Consider the following 20,507-nt stretch of genomic DNA (forward strand, 5'->3'; position numbering starts at 1 on the left):
CGGCTCAGCGGGCCCGGGCGATCGACTCGTTCACCGCCGGGGCCAGGCGCCGCACGCCCTCCACGAGCTTCTCGGCGTCCACGAACGAGTACGCGAGGCGCAGGGTGGAGTGCGTGCCCTCGACGGGGGTGAAGGCCGCCCCCGGCACGAACACCGCGCCCGCCTCGATGCCGCGGTGCATCACCTCGAGGGTGTCCACCCCGGTCGGCAGGGTGGCCCACAGGAAGAAGCCGCCCTGCGGGGTGATGAACTCGACCCCCGGGTCCCAGTGCTCACGCACCGCGTCCACGAGCGCCCCGGCCCGCTCGCGGTACAGCCCGGTCACGTGGCGGACGTGGCCCTGCCAGTCCAGCTGCGTGACGAAGGCGGTGGAGAGCATCTGCGAGTACGTGGACGCGTGGATGTAGGCCGACTCCGCGCACAGGTAGAACTCGCGCTTGAGCGCGGCCGGCACGAGCGCCCAGCCGATGCGCACGCCCGGGGAGAAGATCTTGGACATCGTGCCGAGGTGGACCACGTTGTCCCGGTGGTCGGCGGCGATCGGGGCGACGGGCTCGCCGTCGAATGCGATCTGCCCGTACGGATTGTCCTCCACGATGAGCACGCCGTGCTTCTCGCAGATCGCGCCCACCTCGGCGCGGCGGCCCGGGGGCAGGAGGGCGCCCGAGGGGTTCGCGAACGAGGGGATCGTGTAGAGGAAGGCCACGCGGCGGCCCTCGGCGGCCAGGCGGGTCAGGGTCTCGTCGAGGGCCGCGGGCACCAGGCCGTGGTCGTCGGTGCCCGTGGCCACGGCCTCGAGCTGCCAGGTGGTGAAGGTGGTCAACGCGCCCACGAACGTGGGGTCCTCCACCACGACGACGTCGCCCGGGTTCGCGAACGCCCGGCAGGCGGTGTCGATCGCGGCCTGCGAGCCGGGGGTGATGACCACGAGCTCGGGATCCGCGTCCGGGATGCCGTCGGCGGCCATCACGGCGGTCGCGGCGGCGCGCATCTCCTCGGTGCCCTGGCCCGGGCCGTACTGCAGGGACTCCGTGCCGAACCGGGTCATCAGGTCGGAGGCGATCCGGCCCAGCTCGTCGAGGGGCAGGTCGGCGAGCCACGGGTTCCCGCCCGCGAGCGAGACGAGGTTCGGGTCCATCGCGATGTCGAAGACGTCGCGGACCGCGGACTGCTTCACGCCGACGGCGCGCTGGGACAGGTGATCTCGGAGGTTCCGCACGCTCGGCACCCTATAGCACGACGCGGCCGACGGTGCAGGCCCGATGACGGGCGACGACGGCGGGTCGCGCGATCAGGGGGTGCTCGGCTCCTGGGCGGGGGACCACGTGCCCTGGGTCGGCTCGGCGGGACCCCAGGACGACTCGCCCTCCGGCGCCCACGTCTGCCCGCCGGATCCGTCGCTCGGCTCCCCACTCGGCGTGGGGTCCCCCTGCGGGACGTCCACGGACTCGCCGAGGCGGAGCGGTTCGAGCCCCAACACGTCGTCGAGGTCCCGGCCGTCCACCTCGAGTCGGACCTGGCCCGCGGACGTGAAGGCGGCGGCGGTCGCCTGCAGCTGGGCGCGGATCCGCTCGGCCGTGCAGTCGTCCTCCGGCGTCACGGTGCCGGTGAAGGTGAAGATCTCCACGTCGCCCTCGCGGCGGTGCCCGGTCGGGGTGAGGGTCTCGCGCGCGTCGAACACGGCGTTCCACAGCGACGGGTCGCCGTGCCAGCCCTGCTCGTCCGCGAACAGGAAGTCCAGCGCGGCGTCCGCCTCGTCCTCGGTGTCCGTCGGCACGGTCTGCACGGGCACCAGCAGGTCGCCGCAGCCGAAGGGCCGGCCGCTCGTCCCCGGGACCGCCTCCGTCTCCGCGACGGCGAGGTAGACCGTCAGCGGCTGGTACCCCTCCGTCGCGGGCAGGGGCACGCCGTCGTCGGACGCCGAGTCCTCGGCCAGGCCGGGGTCGACCGCGCAGCCGGCCAGCAGGCACGCGGCGGCCACGGCACCCATGAGCCGCAGGGCGCGGGGAGGGGAGGGCGGGCGCATCGGGTACTCCTGGCGGTCGGGGCTCGGCGGCGTCGGACGGGCCGACGGCCTCTCCATGCTACGGCCGTCCGCCTCGCCCGCCGCGAGCGGGTGTGAGGCCTCCCACGGGTGGGAAGGGGCCCGCGGGCGGACGGCCGCGGCGGGCTAGGCTGGAGGCCATGCCCGTGAGGAACCGTCGCGCCGCCGCCCTGCCCGCCAAGCTCAGCCGCTCCTGGCTGCTGGTCAACGCGGCCACCCCCGACGCGTTCGCCCCCGCCCTGGCCTCCGAGGCCGACTCCGTCATCTTCGACCTCGAGGCCGCCGTGCCGGAGGAGCAGAAGGACGCGGCCCGCCGGCACGTCGTGGACGCCCTCTCCGGCGGCATGACGGCGTGGGTGCGCATCTCCGCGACCTCCACGGACCACTGGCAGCGGGACCTCGAGGCGCTCGCGGGCCTCGACGGCGTGCGCGGCGTCGTGCTGGCCGAGACCGAGGAGCCGGAGCAGGTCACGTTCACCGCCATGCGGCTGCGCGCCGGCACCCCGGTGATCGCCCTGCTGGAGTCCGCCCTGGGCATCGAGAACGCCACGGCCGTGGCCAAGGCGCCGGGCACGTTCCGTCTCGCCTTCGGCGTGAACGACTTCCGCAAGGACGTCGGCGTCGGCGAGGATCCGCTGGCCATGGCCTACGCCCGCTCCCGCATGGTGATCGCCTCCCGCGTGGGCGGTCTGCCCGGGGCGATCGACGGACCGCCCGGCAACACGGACGGTGAGGACGCGGTCATCGAGTCCAGCGCCGTCACCGCCTCGATGGGCATGACCGGCCGCCTCGTCCTGAACCGGGATCAGGTGGACTGGGTCAACCGGGCGATGTCTCCGTCCGAGGACGAGCTCGCGTGGGCCCGCGACCTGCTCGAGAAGCACGCGCAGGGCGCCGCCGTCGGCGACGGCTCGTACCTGCCCCGCGTGCTGCGCGCCCAGAAGATCGCGGACCTCGCGGACTCGTACGGGCTCTGGAACGCGTGAGCACGGCCGGGCCGCGCGCATGAGTCCCCGCATCGACGGGTGGCTCCGCCCATGATGGCGTGGATCGAGGGGCTGCCGCTGCTATGGTCCATCGGGTTCTTCTGGATGCTGGCGATCCTGCGCACCCTGATCGTGTTCTCGCTCGGGCGGGGGCTGGCCTCCGGCGTCGAGCGGACCCGCTGGTTCGCCCGCGTGATGGAGGGGCCCGTCTATGTCCGCGCCCAGCGCTTCATCCAGCGCCACGGGGTGTGGGCCATCCCGTTCTGCTACCTCACGGTGGGCATCCAGACGGCGGTGATCGGCTCCGCCGGCGTCGCCCGCATGCCCTGGCGCCGGTTCCTGCCGGCGGCCGCGCTCGGCACGTTCCTGTGGGGCGTGGTGTACGGGACCGTCGGGATGGCCGTGGTGTGGGCCGTCATCGGCGCGGCGCTCGGAGAGGGCCGGGGTGTCCTCGCCCTCGTGCTGATCCTCGCGGCCGTGGCTGCGTTCGTCGTGTGGCGCCGACGCCGCACGCTGCGCCGGCACGGGGCCGGGTGACGTCGTCGTCCGTGACGCGGGCCGGGCTGCGCCGCCGGGGGACTAGAGTTGACCGCGTCTTCGCCCCGGCCAGCCGCCCCGCGGCCGGGGCCGCCACCCCTTCGGAAGGACCACCATGAGCGACGAGCGCGCCCGCAGCTTCTCCGCCTCCACCGCCTCCGCCGCCGACGACGGCGCCCGCGGCACCGGCACGACCCGCGTCAAGCGCGGCCTGGCGGACATGATGAAGGGCGGCGTGATCATGGACGTCGTCAACGCGGAGCAGGCGCGCATCGCCGAGGATGCCGGCGCCGTGGCCGTCATGGCGCTCGAGCGGGTCCCGGCCGACATCCGCGCCCAGGGCGGCGTGGCCCGCATGTCCGACCCCGACCTGATCGACGGCATCGTCGAGGCCGTGTCCATCCCCGTGATGGCCAAGGCGCGCATCGGCCACTTCGTGGAGGCCCAGGTGCTGCAGGCGCTCAAGGTGGACTTCATCGACGAGTCCGAGGTGCTCTCCCCGGCGGACTACGTGAACCACATCGACAAGTGGGACTTCGACGTGCCCTTCGTGTGCGGCGCCACCAACCTCGGCGAGGCCCTGCGCCGCATCACCGAGGGCGCGGCCATGATCCGGTCCAAGGGCGAGGCCGGCACCGGCGACGTCTCCGAGGCCGTGAAGCACATCCGCACCATCCGCAAGGAGATCGCCCAGCTCCAGGGCCTGGCCCAGGATGAGCTGTACGTGGCCGCGAAGGAGCTGCAGGCGCCGTACGAGCTGGTGCGCGAGGTCGCCGAGACCGGCGCCCTGCCCGTCGTGATGTTCACCGCCGGCGGCGTGGCCACCCCGGCCGACGCGGCCCTGATGATGCAGATGGGCGCCGACGGCGTGTTCGTGGGTTCCGGCATCTTCAAGTCCGGCAACCCGGCCGAGCGCGCCCGCGCCATCGTCAAGGCCACCGCCCAGTTCGACGACCCGATGGCGGTCGCCGAGGCCTCCCGTGGCCTGGGCGAGGCCATGGTGGGCATCAACGTGGGCGACCTGCCCGCCCCGCACCGCCTGGCCGAGCGCGGCTGGTGAGTCCACAGAAGACCGTCGGCGTGTTCGCCCTCCAGGGCGACGTGCGGGAGCACGTGCACGTGCTCGAGTCCCTCGGCGCGCGCACGCGCCCGGTGCGCCGCCCCGCGGACCTCGAGGGTCTGGACGGCATCGTGCTGCCCGGCGGCGAGTCCTCCGTGATGGACCGCCTCGCCCGGATCATGGGGCTCAAGGACCCGCTCATCGCCGCCCTCCGCGACGGTCTGCCCGCCTACGGCACGTGCGCGGGGCTGATCATGCTGGCCCGGGAGATCCGCAACCCGGCGCCGGATCAGGGCGGGCTCGGCGTGCTGGACGTGGCCGTGCGGCGCAACGCCTTCGGCGCGCAGGTCGACTCGTTCGAGGAGGACCTGGACGTCCCCGCGGTCGCGGCGGAGCCGGTGCACGCCGTGTTCATCCGCGCCCCCGCCGTCCTCCAGGCGGGGGAGGGCGTCGAGGTCCTGGCGAGCGTGCCGGCGTCGCGTCTGTCCGTGCCCGCGGCGGACCCGGGGCTCGACGGCGACGCGCGGCTGCCCGTGGCCGTGCGGCAGGGCCACCTGCTCGCCACGGCCTTCCACCCTGAGGTGACCGGCGACTGGTCGTTCCACCGGGCGTTCCTCGCGGGGCTCAGGCCTCCGCGAGCACCTCGGAGGTGACGCGGACGTCCTTCTGGGGGTCCAGGCCGAGCTCGTCGGCCACGGCCGTGGCGACGGAGGGCAGGGTGAGCGCGCCGTCGTGGGCGTTGAGGCCCCCGGCGAAGCCCTCGTCCGCGGCCAGCGCCGCACGCCATCCGAGGTCGGCGATGCGCTTGATGTAGGGCAGCGTCGCGTTGGTCAGGGCCGAGGTGGAGGTCTGGGGCACGGCGCCGGGCATGTTGGAGACGCAGTAGTAGATCTTGTCCCCCACGAGGTACGTCGGGTCCTGGTGGGTGGTGGCCCGCGAGTTCTCGAAGCAGCCGCCCTGGTCGATCGCGATGTCCACCAGCACCGAGCCGGGCCGCATGGACTCCACCATCTCGGCGGTCACCAGCTTCGGGGCCGCGGCGCCGGGGATCAGCACGGAGCCGATCACGAGGTCCGCGTCCGCCACGGTCTCACCGATGTTCAGGTGGGACGAGGCCAGCGTGCGGATCCGGCCCTGGTGGACGGCGTCCAGCTGCGCGAGCCGCTCAAGGGAGATGTCCAGGACGGTCACGTCCGCGCCCATGCCCGCGGCGATCACGGCGGCCGCCTCGCCGGCCACACCTCCGCCGATCACGGCCACCCGGGCGCGGCGGGTGCCGGGCACGCCGCCCATCAGCACGCCCGAGCCGCCCTGCGGCTGGAGGAGGTGGTAGGCGCCCGCGGCGGGGGCCAGGCGGCCGGCCACCTGGCTCATGGGGGCCAGCAGCGGCAGGGAGCGGCCGCGGGTGACCGTCTCGTAGGCGATCGCCGTCGTGCCGGCGTCCAGGATCGCCCGCGTGCACGCGGGGGAGGCGGCCAGGTGCAGGTAGGTGAAGAGGACCTGGCCGCGGCGCAGGCGGCCGTATTCCTCCGGCTGCGGCTCCTTGACCTTGAGGACCAGCTCGGCGCGCTCCCAGAGCTCGTCGACGTCGTCGACCAGCTCGGCGCCGGCGTCGCGGTAGTCCTGGTCCGAGGCGCCGGAGCCGACGCCGGCCCCCGACTGCACGAGGACCTGGTGGCCCGCGCGCACCAGCTCCTGGACCCCGCCCTGCGTCAGGGCGACACGGAACTCGTTGTTCTTCACTTCGGTGGGCACAGCGACCAACATGCGGCGAATCTAGCCGATCCGGCCCGTTCCGGCGAGGGCGCGGGGGCCGCTGCGCGATCGCCCATGCATACGTCACCGCGGTGCCCGTCCCGTCATACTGGTGCGGTGACTCCCGCGCTGATCTCCCTCGTGGCCGTGCTCCTGCTCCTGGTGGGGCTGGTGGGCACCGTGTACCCCGTCCTGCCCGGCTCGCTGCTCAACCTCGTGACGGCTCTCGGCTGGGCCGCGCTGCTGGGCTCCCCCGCGTCCTGGACGTTCGGCGTCATCGCGGCCGGTCTCGCCGTGGCGGGGATGAGCGCGTCCGCGGTGCTGACCGGCCGACGGCTGCGACGTGAACGCGTCACCCGCGGCCCGATCCTGTGGGGGGTGGCCGGCGCCGCCGTCGGGTTCTTCGTGATCCCGGTGGTGGGCCTGTTCCTCGGCTTCGCCGTCGGCCTGTTCGCCTCCCAGTGGGCCCGCACCCGGGACGCCCGGGCCGCCCTGAGCAGCTCGATCGGCGCGCTCACGGCCATGGGCGTGGGCATGCTCGTGGAGTTCTGCTGTGCCTTGGGCTCGCTGACCGCCGTGGGCGTGGGTGCCCTGGTGCACGGCGTCACCGCCTGAACCGCCGGACCCTCCGCCGGCTCACCCGGCGGCGGGCACCCTGCCCGTCTGGGCGAGGGCGGCGAAGCCGAGGACGTGCTCCCGCAGCTCCTGCGCGGCCGCCCGGCCGTCCCCGGCGGCGGAGGCGGCGAGGATCCGCCGATGGTCGGCCTGCAGGCCGGCGCGCACGGCGGGCCAGTCGGACAGCCCGGCCACGGTCTCGGTCACGTAGCCGATGGTCGCCTGGCGCAGGGAGTCCAGCATCATCGCCGTCACGACGTTCCCGCCCAGGGTGGCCAGCCGCACATGGAACTCGGTGTCGAGCAGGTGGAAGTCCTCTTCCGGCAGCGCGGGGTCGTCCATCCGGTCCAGCAGGGTTTCCACCTCGGCCAGGACGGCGACGCTCTCGGGGTCGCCGGAGGTGGCGGCGGCCGCCTGCGCCGCATCGGTCTCGAGGAGCACGCGCGCGGCGACGACGTCGGCCATCGGCAGGGACCGGGTGGCGATGTGCAGGCGCAGCGCCCAGCCCAGCGCCGCGGACGGCTCGGAGACGACGACGGCGCCCGAGTTCGGCCCGGAGCCGGCGCTGGCGCGGATCAGGCCCATGGCCTCGAGCATCCGGGTGGCCTCCCGCACGGACGCCCGGGAGATGCCGAAGCGTTCGGCCAGGGTGCGTTCGCCGGGCAGCTTGTCCCCCACGACCACGGCGCCGGAGCGCAGCTCGGCCTCGAGCCAGTCGAGCACGATGGTGTAGGCGGGGGCAGCGGTCATGGACGGACCTTCCGAGGGGGCGGGGCGGCGACCCGAGGGGGCGGGGCGGCGACCGTCCATCCTACCGACGGACGCCGCCCCGCTCGGGTGGTGCAGGCGGTCAACCCGCCGCCGGCAGCATCCACGCCAGCACGTTGGACTGCAGGTACACGAGCGTGCACACCGCCAGCAGGAGCACGAGCGACCACACCACCACGCGGCGCAGGATCTCGGACTCCCGGCCCTCCATGCCGACCGCCGTCGCGGCGATCGCCAGGGACTGCGGGGAGATCATCTTGCCCACGACGCCGCCGGAGGTGTTGGCGGCCACCAGCAGGGCCGGATCGGCGCCGATGTTCGTGGCGGCGGTCTGCTGCAGGGTGGAGAACAGGGCGTTCGCGGAGGTGTCCGAGCCGGTCACGGCGGTGCCGAGCCAGCCGAGCACCGGGGACAGGAACACGAAGGCCGCGCCCAGGCCGGCCACCCACGTGCCCATGGCGACCGTCTGGCCCGAGAAGTTCATGACGTAGGCCAGGGAGAGCACGATCACGATCGTCAGGGCGGACCAGCGCATGCGGGCGAAGCAGCGGCCGATCTCGGCGAGCGCGTTCCCCACCGAGAGCGGGAACCGGCCGTCGTGGTCGAACCGGGAGTAGACCACGGCCATGATCAGGCCGGCGATCAGCAGCAGCGTGCCGGGGGAGGCCAGCCACTCGAACTTGTACACGGTGCTCGCCAGGGGCGCGCCGGAGGCGTCGACGAGGTGCCCGTCGAGCCCGGGCCACGGGATCTTGGCGGTGGCGGAGTTCAGGGCCGCGGTGATCGAGGGGACCAGCTTGGCCAGGGCGAACACGGCCACGACCACGATGTAGGGCAGCACGGCCATGAAGATCCGGCCGGGGGTGAGGTCCTGCGCCGCCGCGCGGGCGGGGGCGTCGAGGCGCTGGCGGGCCTCCTCGGCGCCCCGCGGCCGCCAGAAGCGCAGCAGCAGGACGGCGGCGGCGAGGGAGACCAGGGAGGCCACGACGTCGGTGAGCTCGTAGGAGAAGTAGGTCGAGGCCAGCCAGATGGCGACGGCGAAGCTCGCGCCGATCACGATCAGTGCCGGCCACGTCTGCCGCACGCCGCGCAGCCCGTCGATGATGAACACGAGCAGGAACGGCACGAACACGGCCACGAACGGGGCCTGGTGGCCGACGATCGCGCCGATGTGCGTGGCGGGGATGCCGGTGAGCGTGCCCGCGGTGGTGATGGGGGTGCCCACGGCGCCGAAGGCCACGGGCGCGGTGTTCGCCAGCAGCACGGCGGTGGCCGCCCGCAGCGGGGGCACACCCAGGCCGAGCACCATGGTGGCCGTGATGGCCACGGGGGCGCCGAAGCCGGCGAGGGCCTCGAGCAGGCCGCCGAAGCAGAACGCGATGAGCACGGCCTGGATGCGGATGTCTCCGCCGCCGAGCGAGTCGAAGATCGCGCGCATGTCGTCGAATCGCCCGGAGAGCACGGTGACCTGGTAGAACCACAGCGCCATCACGACGATCCAGACGATCGGGAACAGGCCGAAGGTCGCTCCCTGGGCGGCGGCCAGCGCCGCCAGGTGGGCCGGCATGTGGAAGCCCAGCACGGCCACGAGCAGGGCCACCACGAGCGCGGCGAGCCCCGACTGCCAGGCCTTGAGGCGCAGACCGAGGAGGGTGGCGAAGAACGTCAGCAGGGGCAGGACGCCGAGCGCGGCGGAGAGCGCGATGCTGCCGGCGGCATCGGGGGTGGGGGTGAAGGTGTGCACGGGGGTCTCCCGGTGGGCGAGGGGACGGGGCGGGATCCGGTCGGGCCGGTGATGGTCGGACCACTGTGGTCAGACCAAGGAGCGTACTGTGAGGGAGGTCACCTTGCAAGAGGCTGGCATGATATGGTCTGACCACTACGGCACCCGTGTGCTGGCGCACCGCACGGCGCCCCAGGCGCCCCGTCCGGAACGGAGACCGGCATGAGAATCGCCCTGTTCGCCACGTGCATCGTGGACGCGATGTACCCCAAGGTGGCCCTCGCCACCGTCCGCATCCTCGAGCGGCTCGGCCATGAGGTGGTCTTCCCGCCCGGCCAGGTCTGCTGCTCGCAGATGCACGTCAACAGCGGGTACGTGAAGGACGCCCTGCCCGTGGTGCGCAACCACGTCCGCACCTTCATGAAGGCCGACTACGACCTCGCCGTCGCCCCCTCCGCCTCCTGCGTGGCCTCGCTCGGCCACCAGCAGCCGGACGTCGCCCGCTCCGGCGGGGACGAGGGTCTGGCCCGCGACGCCGAGGTCGTCGCCTCCCGCACCCTCGAGCTGTCGCAGCTGCTCACGGACGTCCTCGGGGTGACGGACGCCGGGGCCCAGCTCGGCTCCTGGTTCCCGCACACCGTGACCTACCACCCCTCCTGCCACGGCATGCGCCTGCTGCGCCTGGGCTCGCGCCAGGAGGACCTGCTGCGCACCGTCGCGGACATCGACCTGCGCCCGCTGCCGGACGCCGAGGAGTGCTGCGGCTTCGGCGGCACCTTCTCCCTGAAGAACCCGGACGTCTCCGCCGCCATCGCGGAGGAGAAGATCGAGAAGGTCACCGCGTCCGGCGCCTCCCTCTGCACGGGCGGCGACGCCTCCTGCCTGCTCCACCTGGACGGGGCCATGCACCGTCGCGAGGCGCGCGGCCAGGACGGCCGCCCGCTGCGCACCGTGCACCTCGCCGAGATCCTCGCGGCCACCCGGGAGAACCCGCTCGAGGTCGACGGCCCCGTCGAACTGTCCATCCCCGCGTCCGCCGGCGCCCGCCGCGGACCGTCCGCCCGTGTTGAGGAGGCCCGCCGATGAGCACCGCACCCACCCGCGTGTGCCTGGGAATGCCCACCGTCCGCCCCGTCCACGGCGAGGGCGAGATCCTGCTGAACACCCCGTTCCCCGAGTCTGCCCGCGAGCAGCTGGGGAACGGCCAGATGCGCGCCAACATCCGCCGGGCCACGCACACCATCCGTGCCAAGCGTGCCGGCGTCGTCGAGGAGCTGCCGGACTGGCAGGAGCTGCGCGCCGCCGGCTCCGCGCTGAAGCAGTCCGTCATGGCGGACCTGCCCGCGCTCCTGGAGCGGCTCGAGTCCGAGGTCACCGCGCGCGGCGGCGTCGTGCACTGGGCCCGGGACGCGGCCGAGGCCAACCGCATCATCACGGAGCTCGTCACCGCCAAGGGCGTGGACGAGGTGATCAAGGTCAAGTCCATGGCCACCCAGGAGATCGGCCTGGACGCCGCGCTCGAGCATGCCGGCGTGGCCGCCGTCGAGACGGACCTGGCCGAGCTCATCGTCCAGCTCGGCCACGACCGGCCCAGCCACATCCTCGTCCCGGCGATCCACCGCAACCGCGAGGAGATCCGGGACATCTTCCTCCGGGAGATGCCGGAGACGGACGAGAGCCTCACCTCCGAGCCGGCCGACCTGGCCGAGGCCGCACGCCGACACCTGCGCGAGAAGTTCCTGAGCACGAAGGTGGCGATCTCCGGGGCGAACTTCGGCGTCGCCGAGACGGGCACGCTCGCCGTCGTCGAGTCGGAGGGCAACGGCCGCATGTGCCTGACCCTGCCGGAGACGCTGATCACCGTGATGGGCATCGAGAAGCTCGTGCCCACCTTCGAGGACCTCGAGGTGTTCCTGCAGCTGCTGCCGCGCTCGTCCACGGGCGAGCGGATGAACCCGTACACCTCCATGTGGACGGGCGTCACCGAGGGCGACGGTCCCCAGGAGTTCCACCTGGTCCTGCTGGACAACGGCCGCTCCGCGGTGCTGTCCGACCCGAAGGGCCGTTCCGCGCTGCACTGCATCCGCTGCTCGGCGTGCATGAACGTGTGCCCCGTGTACGAGCAGACCGGCGGCCACGCCTACGGCTCGGTCTACCCGGGCCCGATCGGCGCGATCCTCTCCCCGCAGCTCACCGGTGTGGACGCGGGGGAGAACGGCACCCTGCCCTACGCCTCCACGCTGTGCGGCGCGTGCTACGACGTGTGCCCCGTGGCCATCGACATCCCCTCGATCCTCATCCACCTCCGGGACGAGGACGTGCAGGCCACCCACGCCGCCCGGAAGGCCCTGCGCACGGAGAAGGACGCCGCTGCCGGCCCCCTGGCCCGCGCCAAGGCGGCGGTGGAGTCCGTCACGCCCTCGCAGATGGACGTGGCGATGAAGGGCGCCTCCGTGGTGATGTCCTCGGGTCGGCGCATGTCGCTGGCCGAGCGGGGCCTGGGGCTGGGCCGGGTCGCGGCCGGGCCGGACCGGGTGCTCGGCTGGCTGCCGGGCATCGCCGGCGGCTGGACCGACGAGCGCGACGTGCCGGCGCCCCCGCGGGAGTCCTTCCGCAACTGGTGGGCCCGCCACAAGGATGAGACCGAGCACCGAGTCGCCATGGACGGCGTCACCGGGCTGGACCGGCCGGAGGACGAGCACGTCGAGGAGGACGGACGATGAGCGAGGCGAAGGCCGAGATCCTGCGGCGCATCCGCGAGGCGACGGCGGACGGGCCGGTCGCGGACCCGGTGCAGCGCACCTACCGGCGGACCTCCTCCCGGGACCGGGCCGAGGTGGTGGAGATGCTGCGCGATCGGCTGATCGACTACCGCGCCTCCGTGCGGGACGAGACCGAGGAGACGGTGGCCGCGGCCATCGCCGAGCTGCTCGGCCCGGACGCCCGGTACGTGGTGCCGGCCGGTCTGGAGCCTGACTGGCTCCCCGCGGACTCGCGCGGGGCCGGCCGGGAGCGCATCACGGAGCCCGCGGTGGGTCACACGGGGGAGCGGGCCGCGGCCCGCGGCGCCCACGACGGCGAGCGCGAGCCCCTCAACGTGGACGCGCTGAACGAGGTGGACGCGGTGGTGACGTCCTCGACGGTCTCCTGCGCGGAGACCGGGACGATCTTCCTCAGCGGCCGCCCGGACGAGGGCCGCCGGGCGATCACCCTGGTCCCGGACCACCACGTGTGCATCGTGCCGCTGGACTCCGTGGTGGAGCTCTTCCCGGAGGCGCTGGCCCGCGTGGAGGCGACGGCGCCGATCACCATGATCTCCGGGCCCTCGGCCACGAGCGACATCGAGCTCGAGCGTGTCGAAGGCGTGCACGGGCCGCGCCGCCTGGACGTGATCCTGCTCGACCGCGCTCGCTGACGCGGGCGCGGTATAGCAGGGGATCGAGCGGGTCAGGCCCCCTCGACGACGGCGCCGCCGGCGCGGCCCGTCTCGAGGTGGGCCTGACGCTCCCGCACGCCGCCGTACAGGGCGACGAACAGCAGCGCGAGACCGGCGGTCACGAGCAAGTGTTCGAGCCCGGCGATGCCCGGGATGGCGGCCGAGGTCTCGGCGGGGGTCAGGCCGAAGACCGCGTCGAGGGCGAGGACCACCAGGGTCACGGTCAGCCCCCGGCGGGTGCCTCAGATGATCGAGCGGCCCTCGCGGCGGGCCGCGGCCCAGTCGGCGACGAAGCCGCGGGCGATCGCGACGAGGACGGCCAGCACGAGGACGGGCCACATCAGGACGTACAGGGTGAGACCGACGGTCATGCGGATGCTCCTTGTGAGTCGGTGGACGGGGGATCAGGACACGGGGGCCGAGGCGCGCTCGACCTGCGGCAGGTCCTCGGTCGCGGGGTCGAAGTCGCCGGTCACGCGCGCGATCCGGTCGAAGTCGAAGTCCTGCCCGGAGCGGACGGACAGCCCCCAGCACACGAGGAAGGACACGGCGTAGGCCACGAGCGAGCCCGTGAGGGTGGCGTAGTCCCGCAGGAAGCCGTAGCCGAGGAACAGCATCACGACCGAGGCGATCGCGCCGACCACGACCGCCGGACGCAGGCCGAAGAAGCCGAAGCACATGATGCCCAGCACGACGCCCACGCCGAGGATCGCGAGGGTCTCCACCACGATCGCCCAGGCGCCCTCGATCGGGATCCACTCGAAGCGCACGGGCAGGAACACGGCCAGCGCGGCGAGCACGGACACCGTGAACGCGGCGTTGGTGATCCTGCCCCAGTAGAAGGACGCGATCACGGGGAACACGAGGCAGCCCCACAGGGCGCCCACGAAGACCAGCAGGTCGAGGATGTCGAACTTGGCGGTGGCGAAGTACAGGGCCGCCGCCGTCGCCACGATCATGGTGATGCGGCCGATCAGCAGCATGGTCTTCGGGTCGGCGTTCTTGCGGCCGACCGACTGGCCGTAGACGTCCGTCATCACGATCGACGAGAGGGCGGACAGGTCCGAGTCGGCAGTGGAGGACAGCGAGCCGATGATCATCAGGAACGCCAGGGCCACGAGCGCCAGCGGCAGGTGGTCGGCGACCATCTGCGGCAGGAGGTTGTTGACGTCGCCGTCGAGCGGCTCGGCGCCCAGGTAGAGCGCCATGACGCCGAGCATGCCGACGCCGATCACGGTGCCGCCGTAGCCGAGGGTGGCCGTGATGAAGGTGGGCTTGATGAGGTCCTCACGCACGGCGAAGAGGCGCTGGGCGATGGTCTGGTTGCCGATCGCGTAGGCCAGCACGGCGGCGATGTACGGCGCCCCCTGGTTCATGAACGCCTCGGAGGAGAAGAAGCTCTGCTGCTGGGCCGTGACGTGGCCGGCCTCGACGCCGGCCTGGAACATGCCCGGGCCGCCGGCGGCGAAGAACACGGCGGGGATGATGATGACGGTCGCGCCGAGCATGGCCATCACCTGGGCGAAGTCGGTGAGCACGGAGGCGCGGAAGCCGGACCACAGGGTGTACAGCAGCACGCCCGCGGCCACGATCAGGATGCCCGCGCCGAAGGACAGCGGGGACAGCAGGGAGATCAGGGCGCCGCCGGCGATGAAGTTGGAGGTCAGGGAGATGACGGAGCCGAGCACGTTGGAGCCGGCCAGCATGAGCTGCGACGAGCGGCCGTGCCGGGCGTACATGACCTCGGCGAGGGTGTGGGCGCGCGGCGCGACCGCGCGGATGCGGCGGCCGAACGGGTAGATGAACAGGATCATCAGGGCGCCCCAGAGGCCGTAGTGGAGGGGGCCGGAGACGCCGTACGTGTAGCCGGCGGTCACGGAGGCGTACATGGAGGCGGCCCAGATCCAGGTGGCCGTCATGGAGGCGGCGGACACGCCGAAGCCGATCTGATTGCCGGCCGTCATGTAGGCGTCGGCGTTCTCCTTCTTCTTGGAGATGGCCACGGACATGATCATGGTCCCGCCGTAGAACAGCGCGACGAGCAGGATCACCCCGATCACGCCGAGCTGGGTCAGGGATGCTGCGTCCTGGGAGGGCGGCATCGGACTTCCTTTCGCACGAGTGACTGTGGACGTCCCGGTCCCCCGGCGCGGTCCGGTCAGGGCACGGCTCCGCAGGGCGGAGGGTGGCGTACCGATCACGTCGCGGCCAGGGGGGCCGGGGAGGTGGAGGGCATCCCGCCGGGTCCCGAGTCCACGAACGGCGAGCTCTCTGCTCAAGCCATCGCGGTCCCTCGGCCCTGGGCGGCGCTGTCAACACCGGCATCCCGGCGGGACGAGCCCGCCCGGATGGGCTGATCCTCACATGGTCGGCGCAGAAATGGCAAAAACATAGAGCCTTTTCAGCGGGGTCGGGATCAGGAGCGCCCGGCACGGAAGCCGGACAGAATGGGCGGATGACCGTTCCCTCCGGCTCCCCGGCCGCCCCCTCCGCCCCCGCTTCCCGACGACGGCGCCGCGCCGTGGCGGCGGCGCTGGTCGTCGCCGTCGTGGTGCAGCTGGTGGTGCTGTACCTGCCGGGCGAGCAGGTGCCGGAGGCCGGGTTCGCCGTGCCGGGGCTGGACAAGGCGATCCACGTGGCCGTGTTCGCGCTGCCCGCGTTCCTCGCCGTGGGGCGGGGGCGGAGCGCGTGGTGGGCCCTGCCGTTCGCGGTGCACGCGCCGGTGAGTGAGCTCGTGCAGCACGCGTGGGTGCCGCTGCGGACGGGGGACCCGGTGGACGTCGTCGCGGACCTGGCGGGGGTGGTGCTCGGCGTGGTCGCCGCGCGCAGCCGCCGGATTGGAGGATCGGGGGCGTCGGGCGTATGATGGTCCGGTGCGCTCCTGCGGGAGGGCATGACCTGGGGCTATAGCTCAGTTGGTAGAGCGTTTCGTTCGCAATGAAAAGGTCAGGGGTTCAATTCCCCTTAGCTCCACGGACCGTCCCGGTCCGCGATCCTCGTGGTCGCGGGCCGGGACTTTCTCGTGACGGGGGCGTGTGCGCCTTCCCCGCCCTCACCCGGGAGGGGGGTCGGCGCTTCCGGGGGGACCCCCGGGTGTCTACAGTGCCGGGGTACGTCAGCGCGGACGTGATGCGGCCGTCTCACCGCAGGTCAGTCGCGCTTCTGCCGCCCCGCACGGGGCCGTTCGGCCCGGCCCGGGCCGGGAAGGGGACGCCGATGCGCATCAGCGTGCTCACCCACATGCTCCACCCCATCCGTTCGCCCTACGAGGGCGGGCTGGAGATGCACACGGCCATGACCGTGGAGCACCTCGTGCGCCGGGGCCACGACGTCACCGTCTACGCGCGGGAGGGCACCCGGCTGCCGGGCGACGTCGTCGCCGTGCTGCCCGCCGAGGGCGCCGGCCCGGGCCGCGCGGGCGCCCGCGTGCGCGAGGCGGCCGCCCGCCGGGCCTGCGCGCTGATCCTCGACGACGACTCCGACGCCGTCCTGAACAACTCCCTCTCCCCGGCGCCGCTCGAGCTGCTGCGCGCCCGCCCCGTGGTCACCGTCCTGCACACGCCGGCCACGCTGGCGGAGGTGCTGGCCGTCGTCGACGCCCCGGGCTGGACGGCTCCCGACCACCACCGGTGGGCCTCGGTGTCCGCGTCGAACGCGCTGGCCTGGCAGCACCGGCTGCCGCGCGTGGACGTGGTGCCCAACGGGATCGAGCTGCACCACTGGGTCTCCGACGCCGTCCCCGTGCGCGGCCGCGCCGTGTGGTCGGGCCGGATCACGGCGGAGAAGGGCCTGCACGTGGCGATCGACGCCGCCCGGATCGCGGGCATGGAGCTGCACTTCGCCGGGCCGATCTCGGACGAGGAGTACCACGCCCGGGAGGTCGTGCCGCGGCTCGGTCCGGACACCGTCTACCACGGCCACCTCGACCATCACGCGCTGCCGCACATGCTGGCCACGGGCGAGGTCTTCCTGGCCACCCCGCTGTGGGCCGAGCCGTTCGGGCTCGCCGTGGTCGAGGCCATGGCGCTCGGCGTGCCGGTGGCCGCGCTGCTCAGCGGCGCGATGGGGGAGATCGTCGCCCCGCAGGCCGGCGCGCTGGCCGTGCACCACACGGCGCAGGAGCTCGCGGTCTCGATCCGTCACGCCCGCCGCAAGGACCGGGGACGCGTGCGTGCGTGGGCCTGCCGGTTCAGCGCGGAGACCATGGTGGAGGGCTACGTGGACCTGCTCGAGCAGGCCGCCGAGGACGCCCGTGACCTCGCCGCCGCCGAGGACGCGTATGGGTTCGACCCGCAGGGGGTCCCGCGCCCGTCCGCCGAGGCGGCGGACCTGGAGTCCCTCTGATGGCTCCGGCCCGCAGGCGGGTCCTCTACTACGCCCACCAGCACGGGGCGGGGCATCTGCGGCACGCCGCCGGCCTGGCGTCGACCGGGGCGTTCGACGTGACGGTCGTGACCGCCCATCCCCGGGCGGCCGCACTGCTGCCCGCGGACGTCCCCGTCATCCCGCTGCCCTCGGACCTCGTGCCCGGCCACGAGCAGCCGGCCCGCTCGCCCCTGCACTGGTCCCCGGTGGGGCCCGAGATCCGGGCGCGCTTCGACGCCCTCCACGCGGCGGCGCGGCGGGTGGACCCGGACGTGTGCGTGGTGGACGTGTCCGTGGAGGCCGCCCTGTTCCTGCGCCTGGCGGGCTGGCCCGTGCTGCACCGCCGCATGCACGGCGAGCGCACCGACCCCGCGCACGCCCTCGTCTACGCCGAGGCCGACGGCCTCTTCGCCCACTACGCCGCCGAGCTCGAGGTCCCCGCCTGGCGCGCCGCCCACGTCGGCCGGGTCACCTACCTCGGGGTCGCGGACGTCACCGGCCGGCTCGGCACCCGCGCCACGACGACGGCGTCCGCCGGCACCGCCCCGCGCGTCGCCGTGATCGCCGGGACGGGCGGCGGCGGGGTGCGGGCCGCGGACCTGGCCCGGGCGGCATCCGCCGTGCCGGAGGCGACGTGGGAGGTGTACGGCCCGATCGCCGGGGTGGGCGAGCCGGAGGCGCCGGGCGGGCTCGCGGCGGAGGCGATGCCCGCCACTGTGACGCTGCACGGCTGGGTCCAGGCGCCGGCCCGCCGGGCCGCGGACGCCGACGTCGTGGTGGTCTCGGCCGGGCACAACGCCGTGGTGGACGCCGCCCGCTCCGGCCGCCCCGTGGTGCTCGCCCCCGAGCCGCGGCCGTTCGACGAGCAGCGCGTGTTCGTCCGCGAGATCCACCGGGCCGCGGGCGTGCCGTGGTGCGCGTGGGAGGACCCGGACGCGGACTGGGCCGGCGCGGTGCGCGGCGCCCTCGCGGACCCGGCCGCCGCCGATCGGCTCGCGGGCCTGCTGCTCGTGGCGCCGGACGAGTACCGGCGGCGCTGGGAGGCGGCGATCGAGGGCGCCCTGGGCTGAGTCCGCCCCCGCCGCCCCCGGCCGTCACGGTGCTCAGTACGCGGCGTCGTCGCGGCGGGCGGCCGTCAGCTCCGCCTCCGTGGGGTGACGCAGCAGCTCGAGCCGCTCGCCCTCGGGGTCCCACGCGATCAGCCCCGCGTCCGCGAACGCGCGCAGCCACCCCTCCATGGCCCATCGGCCGTGCACCTGCCGGAAGCGGCGGGCGTTGACCAGGATGTCCTCGAGGTGGTGCAGCGGCGGGACCATCACCCCGTGGTGCTGGTGGAACGCCTCGGCGGGGCTGAACCGCAGCGTCAGGCCGGCGTCGCGGGCGCGGAAGGCCAGGTCCGTGTCCTCGGCGCCGTAGCCGGTGAAGCCCGCGTCGAAACCGCCGATGCGGGCCAGGTCCGCGCGGCGCAACGCCAGGATCAGCGTCCACACGAGGTGCCACTCGTCCGAAGGGCCGGCGGTCAGGTGCGCGCGCGCCCGGTGGGGCACGGAGAGGCGGCGCAGCAGGGCGTCGGCGCGGTGCGAGGTCAGATCGGCCTCCCCGACGTCGCGGGTCCAGCCCGGCCGCAGGTAGCGGGGCCGGCCCATCACCACGGACCCGGGGTGGGCCGCGACCTCGGTGGCCAGCACGCCGACGGTTTCGGCCGCCGGGATGCAGTCCACGTCGAGGAAGACGAGGATCTCGCCGGTGGCGAGCTCGGCCGCGCGGTTGCGGGCCTGCGCCAGCGGCAGGCCGGCCTCGGCGGACACGTGTCCCACCGTGATGGGCAGGTCCGTGGCCGGGACGCGGCCGTCCGGCTGGCCCATGAACACCACGACCACCTGGTCCGGGCGGCGGTGGGAGCGTTCCAGCCCGGCGATCACGCGGGCCAGGTGCTCGTCCCGGTGCCCCGTGATGACCAGCACGGACACGCCCGGCAACGCCCCGCGCGCCCGGGCGAGGGCCTCGCGGTAGACGGCCACGTGGGCGGCGGCCACGCGACGACGCTGCCGGGCCCGGGCGGCCGGGTCGGCGGGGGCCGTGCGCGCGCGGGCGCGCACCAGCGTCTCGAGCGCGTCGGCGAGGGAGTCGGGGTCCTCCGGGTCGAACGCGGCGAGCGAGTCGGGGGTCAACCAGGCGCCGGACTGGTCCGCGATGTGCCCGATGTCCGCGACGGCCACCGGCACCCCCAGGTCCCGGCACATCTCCACCCAGCCCGAGTGGGTGCCGATGCGGTACGGCAGCACGGACACGTCCACGTCGCGCAGCAGCGCGTGCAGGGCGGGGTCGTCGAGCCGGTCGTGCTGCCACAGCTCGAAGCCGTGGTGGGCACAGCCCGCGCGCAGCGCGGCCAGGGCGTCCTCGTCCTGCACGGTGTCCTGGACCTCCACGGTCACCCGCGCGTCGACACCGCGCTCGGCCAGCGTCCCGACGGCGGCGGCGAGCACCGGCAGCAGCGCCACCGGGGCCACCTGGGCGCGCAGGTCCTTGGCGTGCACCAGCAGGCGGGCGGGGGCGGCCGCGCCGTCGCCGTCGTCGGACGCGTCGGGGGGCAGCGCGCCGGGGGCGTCGTCGTCGCCCTGCGCCACGAGGTCCTCGAGCGGGACGATGTGCGGGTGGGGGACCACGAGGGCGCGCACGCCGTAGTCGCGGGCGAGGGTCGCCGCGGCGCCGGGGGTGAGCGTGAGCACGGCGTCCGCGCGGCCCAGCAGCACGGCCAGGCGGTCCCGGTGGGGGCCCTGGTCCGTCAGGTGCGGGTTCTCGAGGTCGTGCACGGTCACGACGACGGCGCCCCCGTGCGCGTGCTGCGCGTCCAGGGCGGCGGCCAGCTGGGCGGGGCTGAAGTGCTCGAAGCCGAAGTGCACGTGCAGCACGTCCGGGCGGTGCTCGGCCAGCCACTCCGCGTGCAGGGCCCGGGGCGGCCACCACTGGTGCGCGGGCGCGCCCGGCACCGGCGGGTCCGGCAGGAACTCCACGTCCGGCGCGGCGCCCGGGTCGAGGGGGCGGATCGCGCGGGTGTACGGGTGCTGCGCGGGCACGTGCTGGACGGTGATGCTCACGGGGGAGGGCCTCCTGACCTGGGGGATGCGATGCCGCGCGGGCGGCGTGTCCCCGTCCCGGGTCGGGGGTCGCGAAATCTAGTCTGTCAGGGCAGGATCGGAGAATCGGAGCAGCGGCAT

General features: G+C 74.0%; 20 protein-coding genes and 1 tRNA gene. 12 read left to right on the forward strand and 9 right to left on the reverse strand.

What is annotated here, in order from left to right:
• Positions 1–4 precede the first annotated feature (4 nt).
• The gene (locus tag POD19_RS04830; RefSeq protein WP_144818978.1) at positions 5–1,219 is read right to left on the reverse strand and encodes an aminotransferase-like domain-containing protein; all 1,215 of its coding nucleotides are present in this window, start codon (positions 1,217–1,219) and stop codon (positions 5–7) included.
• A 72-nt stretch (positions 1,220–1,291) separates the two neighbouring features.
• Positions 1,292–2,026, reverse strand: coding sequence for a GerMN domain-containing protein (locus POD19_RS04835; protein ID WP_144818980.1), 735 nt, complete (start codon positions 2,024–2,026; stop codon positions 1,292–1,294).
• A 158-nt stretch (positions 2,027–2,184) separates the two neighbouring features.
• Between POD19_RS04835 and POD19_RS04840 the strand changes: the two genes are divergently transcribed.
• The 4 genes from POD19_RS04840 (at position 2,185) to pdxT (ending at position 5,280) form a co-directional block, all read left to right on the forward strand.
• Positions 2,185–3,030, forward strand: a complete 846-nt coding sequence (locus POD19_RS04840) for an HpcH/HpaI aldolase/citrate lyase family protein (RefSeq protein WP_063188606.1) — start codon at positions 2,185–2,187, stop codon at positions 3,028–3,030.
• Between the two features lie 51 nt (positions 3,031–3,081).
• Entirely contained in the window at positions 3,082–3,567 is a 486-nt protein-coding gene (locus POD19_RS04845) for a DedA family protein (RefSeq protein WP_100059128.1), read from the forward strand.
• A gap of 115 nt (positions 3,568–3,682) precedes the next feature.
• Entirely contained in the window at positions 3,683–4,627 is a 945-nt protein-coding gene (gene pdxS / locus POD19_RS04850; protein WP_036313496.1) for a pyridoxal 5'-phosphate synthase lyase subunit PdxS, read from the forward strand.
• On the forward strand, positions 4,624–5,280 hold the full coding sequence (gene pdxT, locus POD19_RS04855) for a pyridoxal 5'-phosphate synthase glutaminase subunit PdxT (RefSeq protein ID WP_186299590.1): 657 nt from the start codon (positions 4,624–4,626) through the stop codon (positions 5,278–5,280). Before pdxS ends, pdxT begins: the two co-directional genes overlap by 4 nt.
• Here pdxT and ald read toward each other — a convergent pair.
• The gene (ald, locus tag POD19_RS04860; RefSeq protein ID WP_122054692.1) at positions 5,252–6,394 is read right to left on the reverse strand and encodes an alanine dehydrogenase; all 1,143 of its coding nucleotides are present in this window, start codon (positions 6,392–6,394) and stop codon (positions 5,252–5,254) included. The two genes, pdxT and ald, sit on opposite strands and share 29 nt — an antisense overlap.
• A 105-nt stretch (positions 6,395–6,499) precedes the next feature.
• Here ald and POD19_RS04865 point away from each other — a divergent pair, with 105 nt between their 5' ends.
• Entirely contained in the window at positions 6,500–6,997 is a 498-nt protein-coding gene (locus POD19_RS04865; protein WP_100059208.1) for a DUF456 domain-containing protein, read from the forward strand.
• A gap of 21 nt (positions 6,998–7,018) precedes the next feature.
• Here the strand turns inward: POD19_RS04865 and POD19_RS04870 are convergent, their stop codons facing one another.
• Both POD19_RS04870 and POD19_RS04875 read right to left on the reverse strand, forming a co-directional pair.
• Positions 7,019–7,747 (reverse strand): FadR/GntR family transcriptional regulator, encoded by a 729-nt coding sequence (locus POD19_RS04870; RefSeq protein WP_036339663.1) that lies wholly within the window; start codon positions 7,745–7,747, stop codon positions 7,019–7,021.
• Between the two features lie 100 nt (positions 7,748–7,847).
• Positions 7,848–9,509 (reverse strand): L-lactate permease, encoded by a 1,662-nt coding sequence (locus tag POD19_RS04875; RefSeq protein ID WP_340309353.1) that lies wholly within the window; start codon positions 9,507–9,509, stop codon positions 7,848–7,850.
• Positions 9,510–9,710: 201 nt separating this feature from the next.
• On the opposite strand from POD19_RS04875, the gene POD19_RS04880 reads away from it, so the two are divergent.
• Genes POD19_RS04880 through POD19_RS04890 form a run of 3 tightly spaced genes read left to right on the forward strand, consistent with a single transcriptional unit; the run spans position 9,711 to position 12,903 of the window.
• Positions 9,711–10,574: a (Fe-S)-binding protein gene (locus tag POD19_RS04880; protein WP_036313467.1), complete on the forward strand. Its 864-nt coding sequence runs from the start codon at positions 9,711–9,713 to the stop codon at positions 10,572–10,574.
• Positions 10,571–12,211 carry a LutB/LldF family L-lactate oxidation iron-sulfur protein gene (locus tag POD19_RS04885; RefSeq protein ID WP_144818982.1) on the forward strand — a complete coding sequence of 547 codons (1,641 nt, stop codon included), beginning with the start codon at positions 10,571–10,573 and terminating at the stop codon, positions 12,209–12,211. Before POD19_RS04880 ends, POD19_RS04885 begins: the two co-directional genes overlap by 4 nt.
• Entirely contained in the window at positions 12,208–12,903 is a 696-nt protein-coding gene (locus POD19_RS04890) for a LutC/YkgG family protein (protein ID WP_144818983.1), read from the forward strand. The genes POD19_RS04885 and POD19_RS04890 overlap by 4 nt, the downstream gene beginning before the upstream one ends.
• Positions 12,904–12,935: 32 nt before the next feature.
• Here the strand turns inward: POD19_RS04890 and POD19_RS04895 are convergent, their stop codons facing one another.
• From POD19_RS04895 to POD19_RS04905, 3 genes are read right to left on the reverse strand one after another with little or no spacing between them, the layout of a single operon-like run.
• Entirely contained in the window at positions 12,936–13,145 is a 210-nt protein-coding gene (locus POD19_RS04895; RefSeq protein WP_095694992.1) for a hypothetical protein, read from the reverse strand.
• Positions 13,146–13,166: 21 nt separating this feature from the next.
• Positions 13,167–13,295 carry a putative transporter small subunit gene (locus POD19_RS04900; protein ID WP_036339645.1) on the reverse strand — a complete coding sequence of 43 codons (129 nt, stop codon included), beginning with the start codon at positions 13,293–13,295 and terminating at the stop codon, positions 13,167–13,169.
• Positions 13,296–13,328: 33 nt separating this feature from the next.
• Positions 13,329–15,026 (reverse strand): sodium:solute symporter family protein, encoded by a 1,698-nt coding sequence (locus tag POD19_RS04905; protein WP_144818986.1) that lies wholly within the window; start codon positions 15,024–15,026, stop codon positions 13,329–13,331.
• Between the two features lie 353 nt (positions 15,027–15,379).
• On the opposite strand from POD19_RS04905, the gene POD19_RS04910 reads away from it, so the two are divergent.
• The 4 genes from POD19_RS04910 (at position 15,380) to POD19_RS04925 (ending at position 18,359) form a co-directional block, all read left to right on the forward strand.
• Entirely contained in the window at positions 15,380–15,790 is a 411-nt protein-coding gene (locus POD19_RS04910; protein WP_043278591.1) for a VanZ family protein, read from the forward strand.
• 34 nt (positions 15,791–15,824) lie between these two features.
• Positions 15,825–15,897 (forward strand) — tRNA-Ala (locus POD19_RS04915).
• A 243-nt stretch (positions 15,898–16,140) separates the two neighbouring features.
• Positions 16,141–17,268: a glycosyltransferase gene (locus tag POD19_RS04920; RefSeq protein WP_144818988.1), complete on the forward strand. Its 1,128-nt coding sequence runs from the start codon at positions 16,141–16,143 to the stop codon at positions 17,266–17,268.
• Positions 17,268–18,359, forward strand: coding sequence for a glycosyl transferase (locus POD19_RS04925; protein WP_144818990.1), 1,092 nt, complete (start codon positions 17,268–17,270; stop codon positions 18,357–18,359). The genes POD19_RS04920 and POD19_RS04925 overlap by 1 nt, the downstream gene beginning before the upstream one ends.
• Positions 18,360–18,392: 33 nt before the next feature.
• Here the strand turns inward: POD19_RS04925 and POD19_RS04930 are convergent, their stop codons facing one another.
• Positions 18,393–20,387 (reverse strand): glycosyltransferase, encoded by a 1,995-nt coding sequence (locus tag POD19_RS04930; protein WP_144818992.1) that lies wholly within the window; start codon positions 20,385–20,387, stop codon positions 18,393–18,395.
• Positions 20,388–20,507 lie beyond the last annotated feature (120 nt).

Origin of the sequence: Micrococcus sp. GPGPB33, from assembly GCF_037853785.1 — a bacterium.
Classification (GTDB): Bacteria; Actinomycetota; Actinomycetes; order Actinomycetales; family Micrococcaceae; genus Micrococcus; species Micrococcus luteus.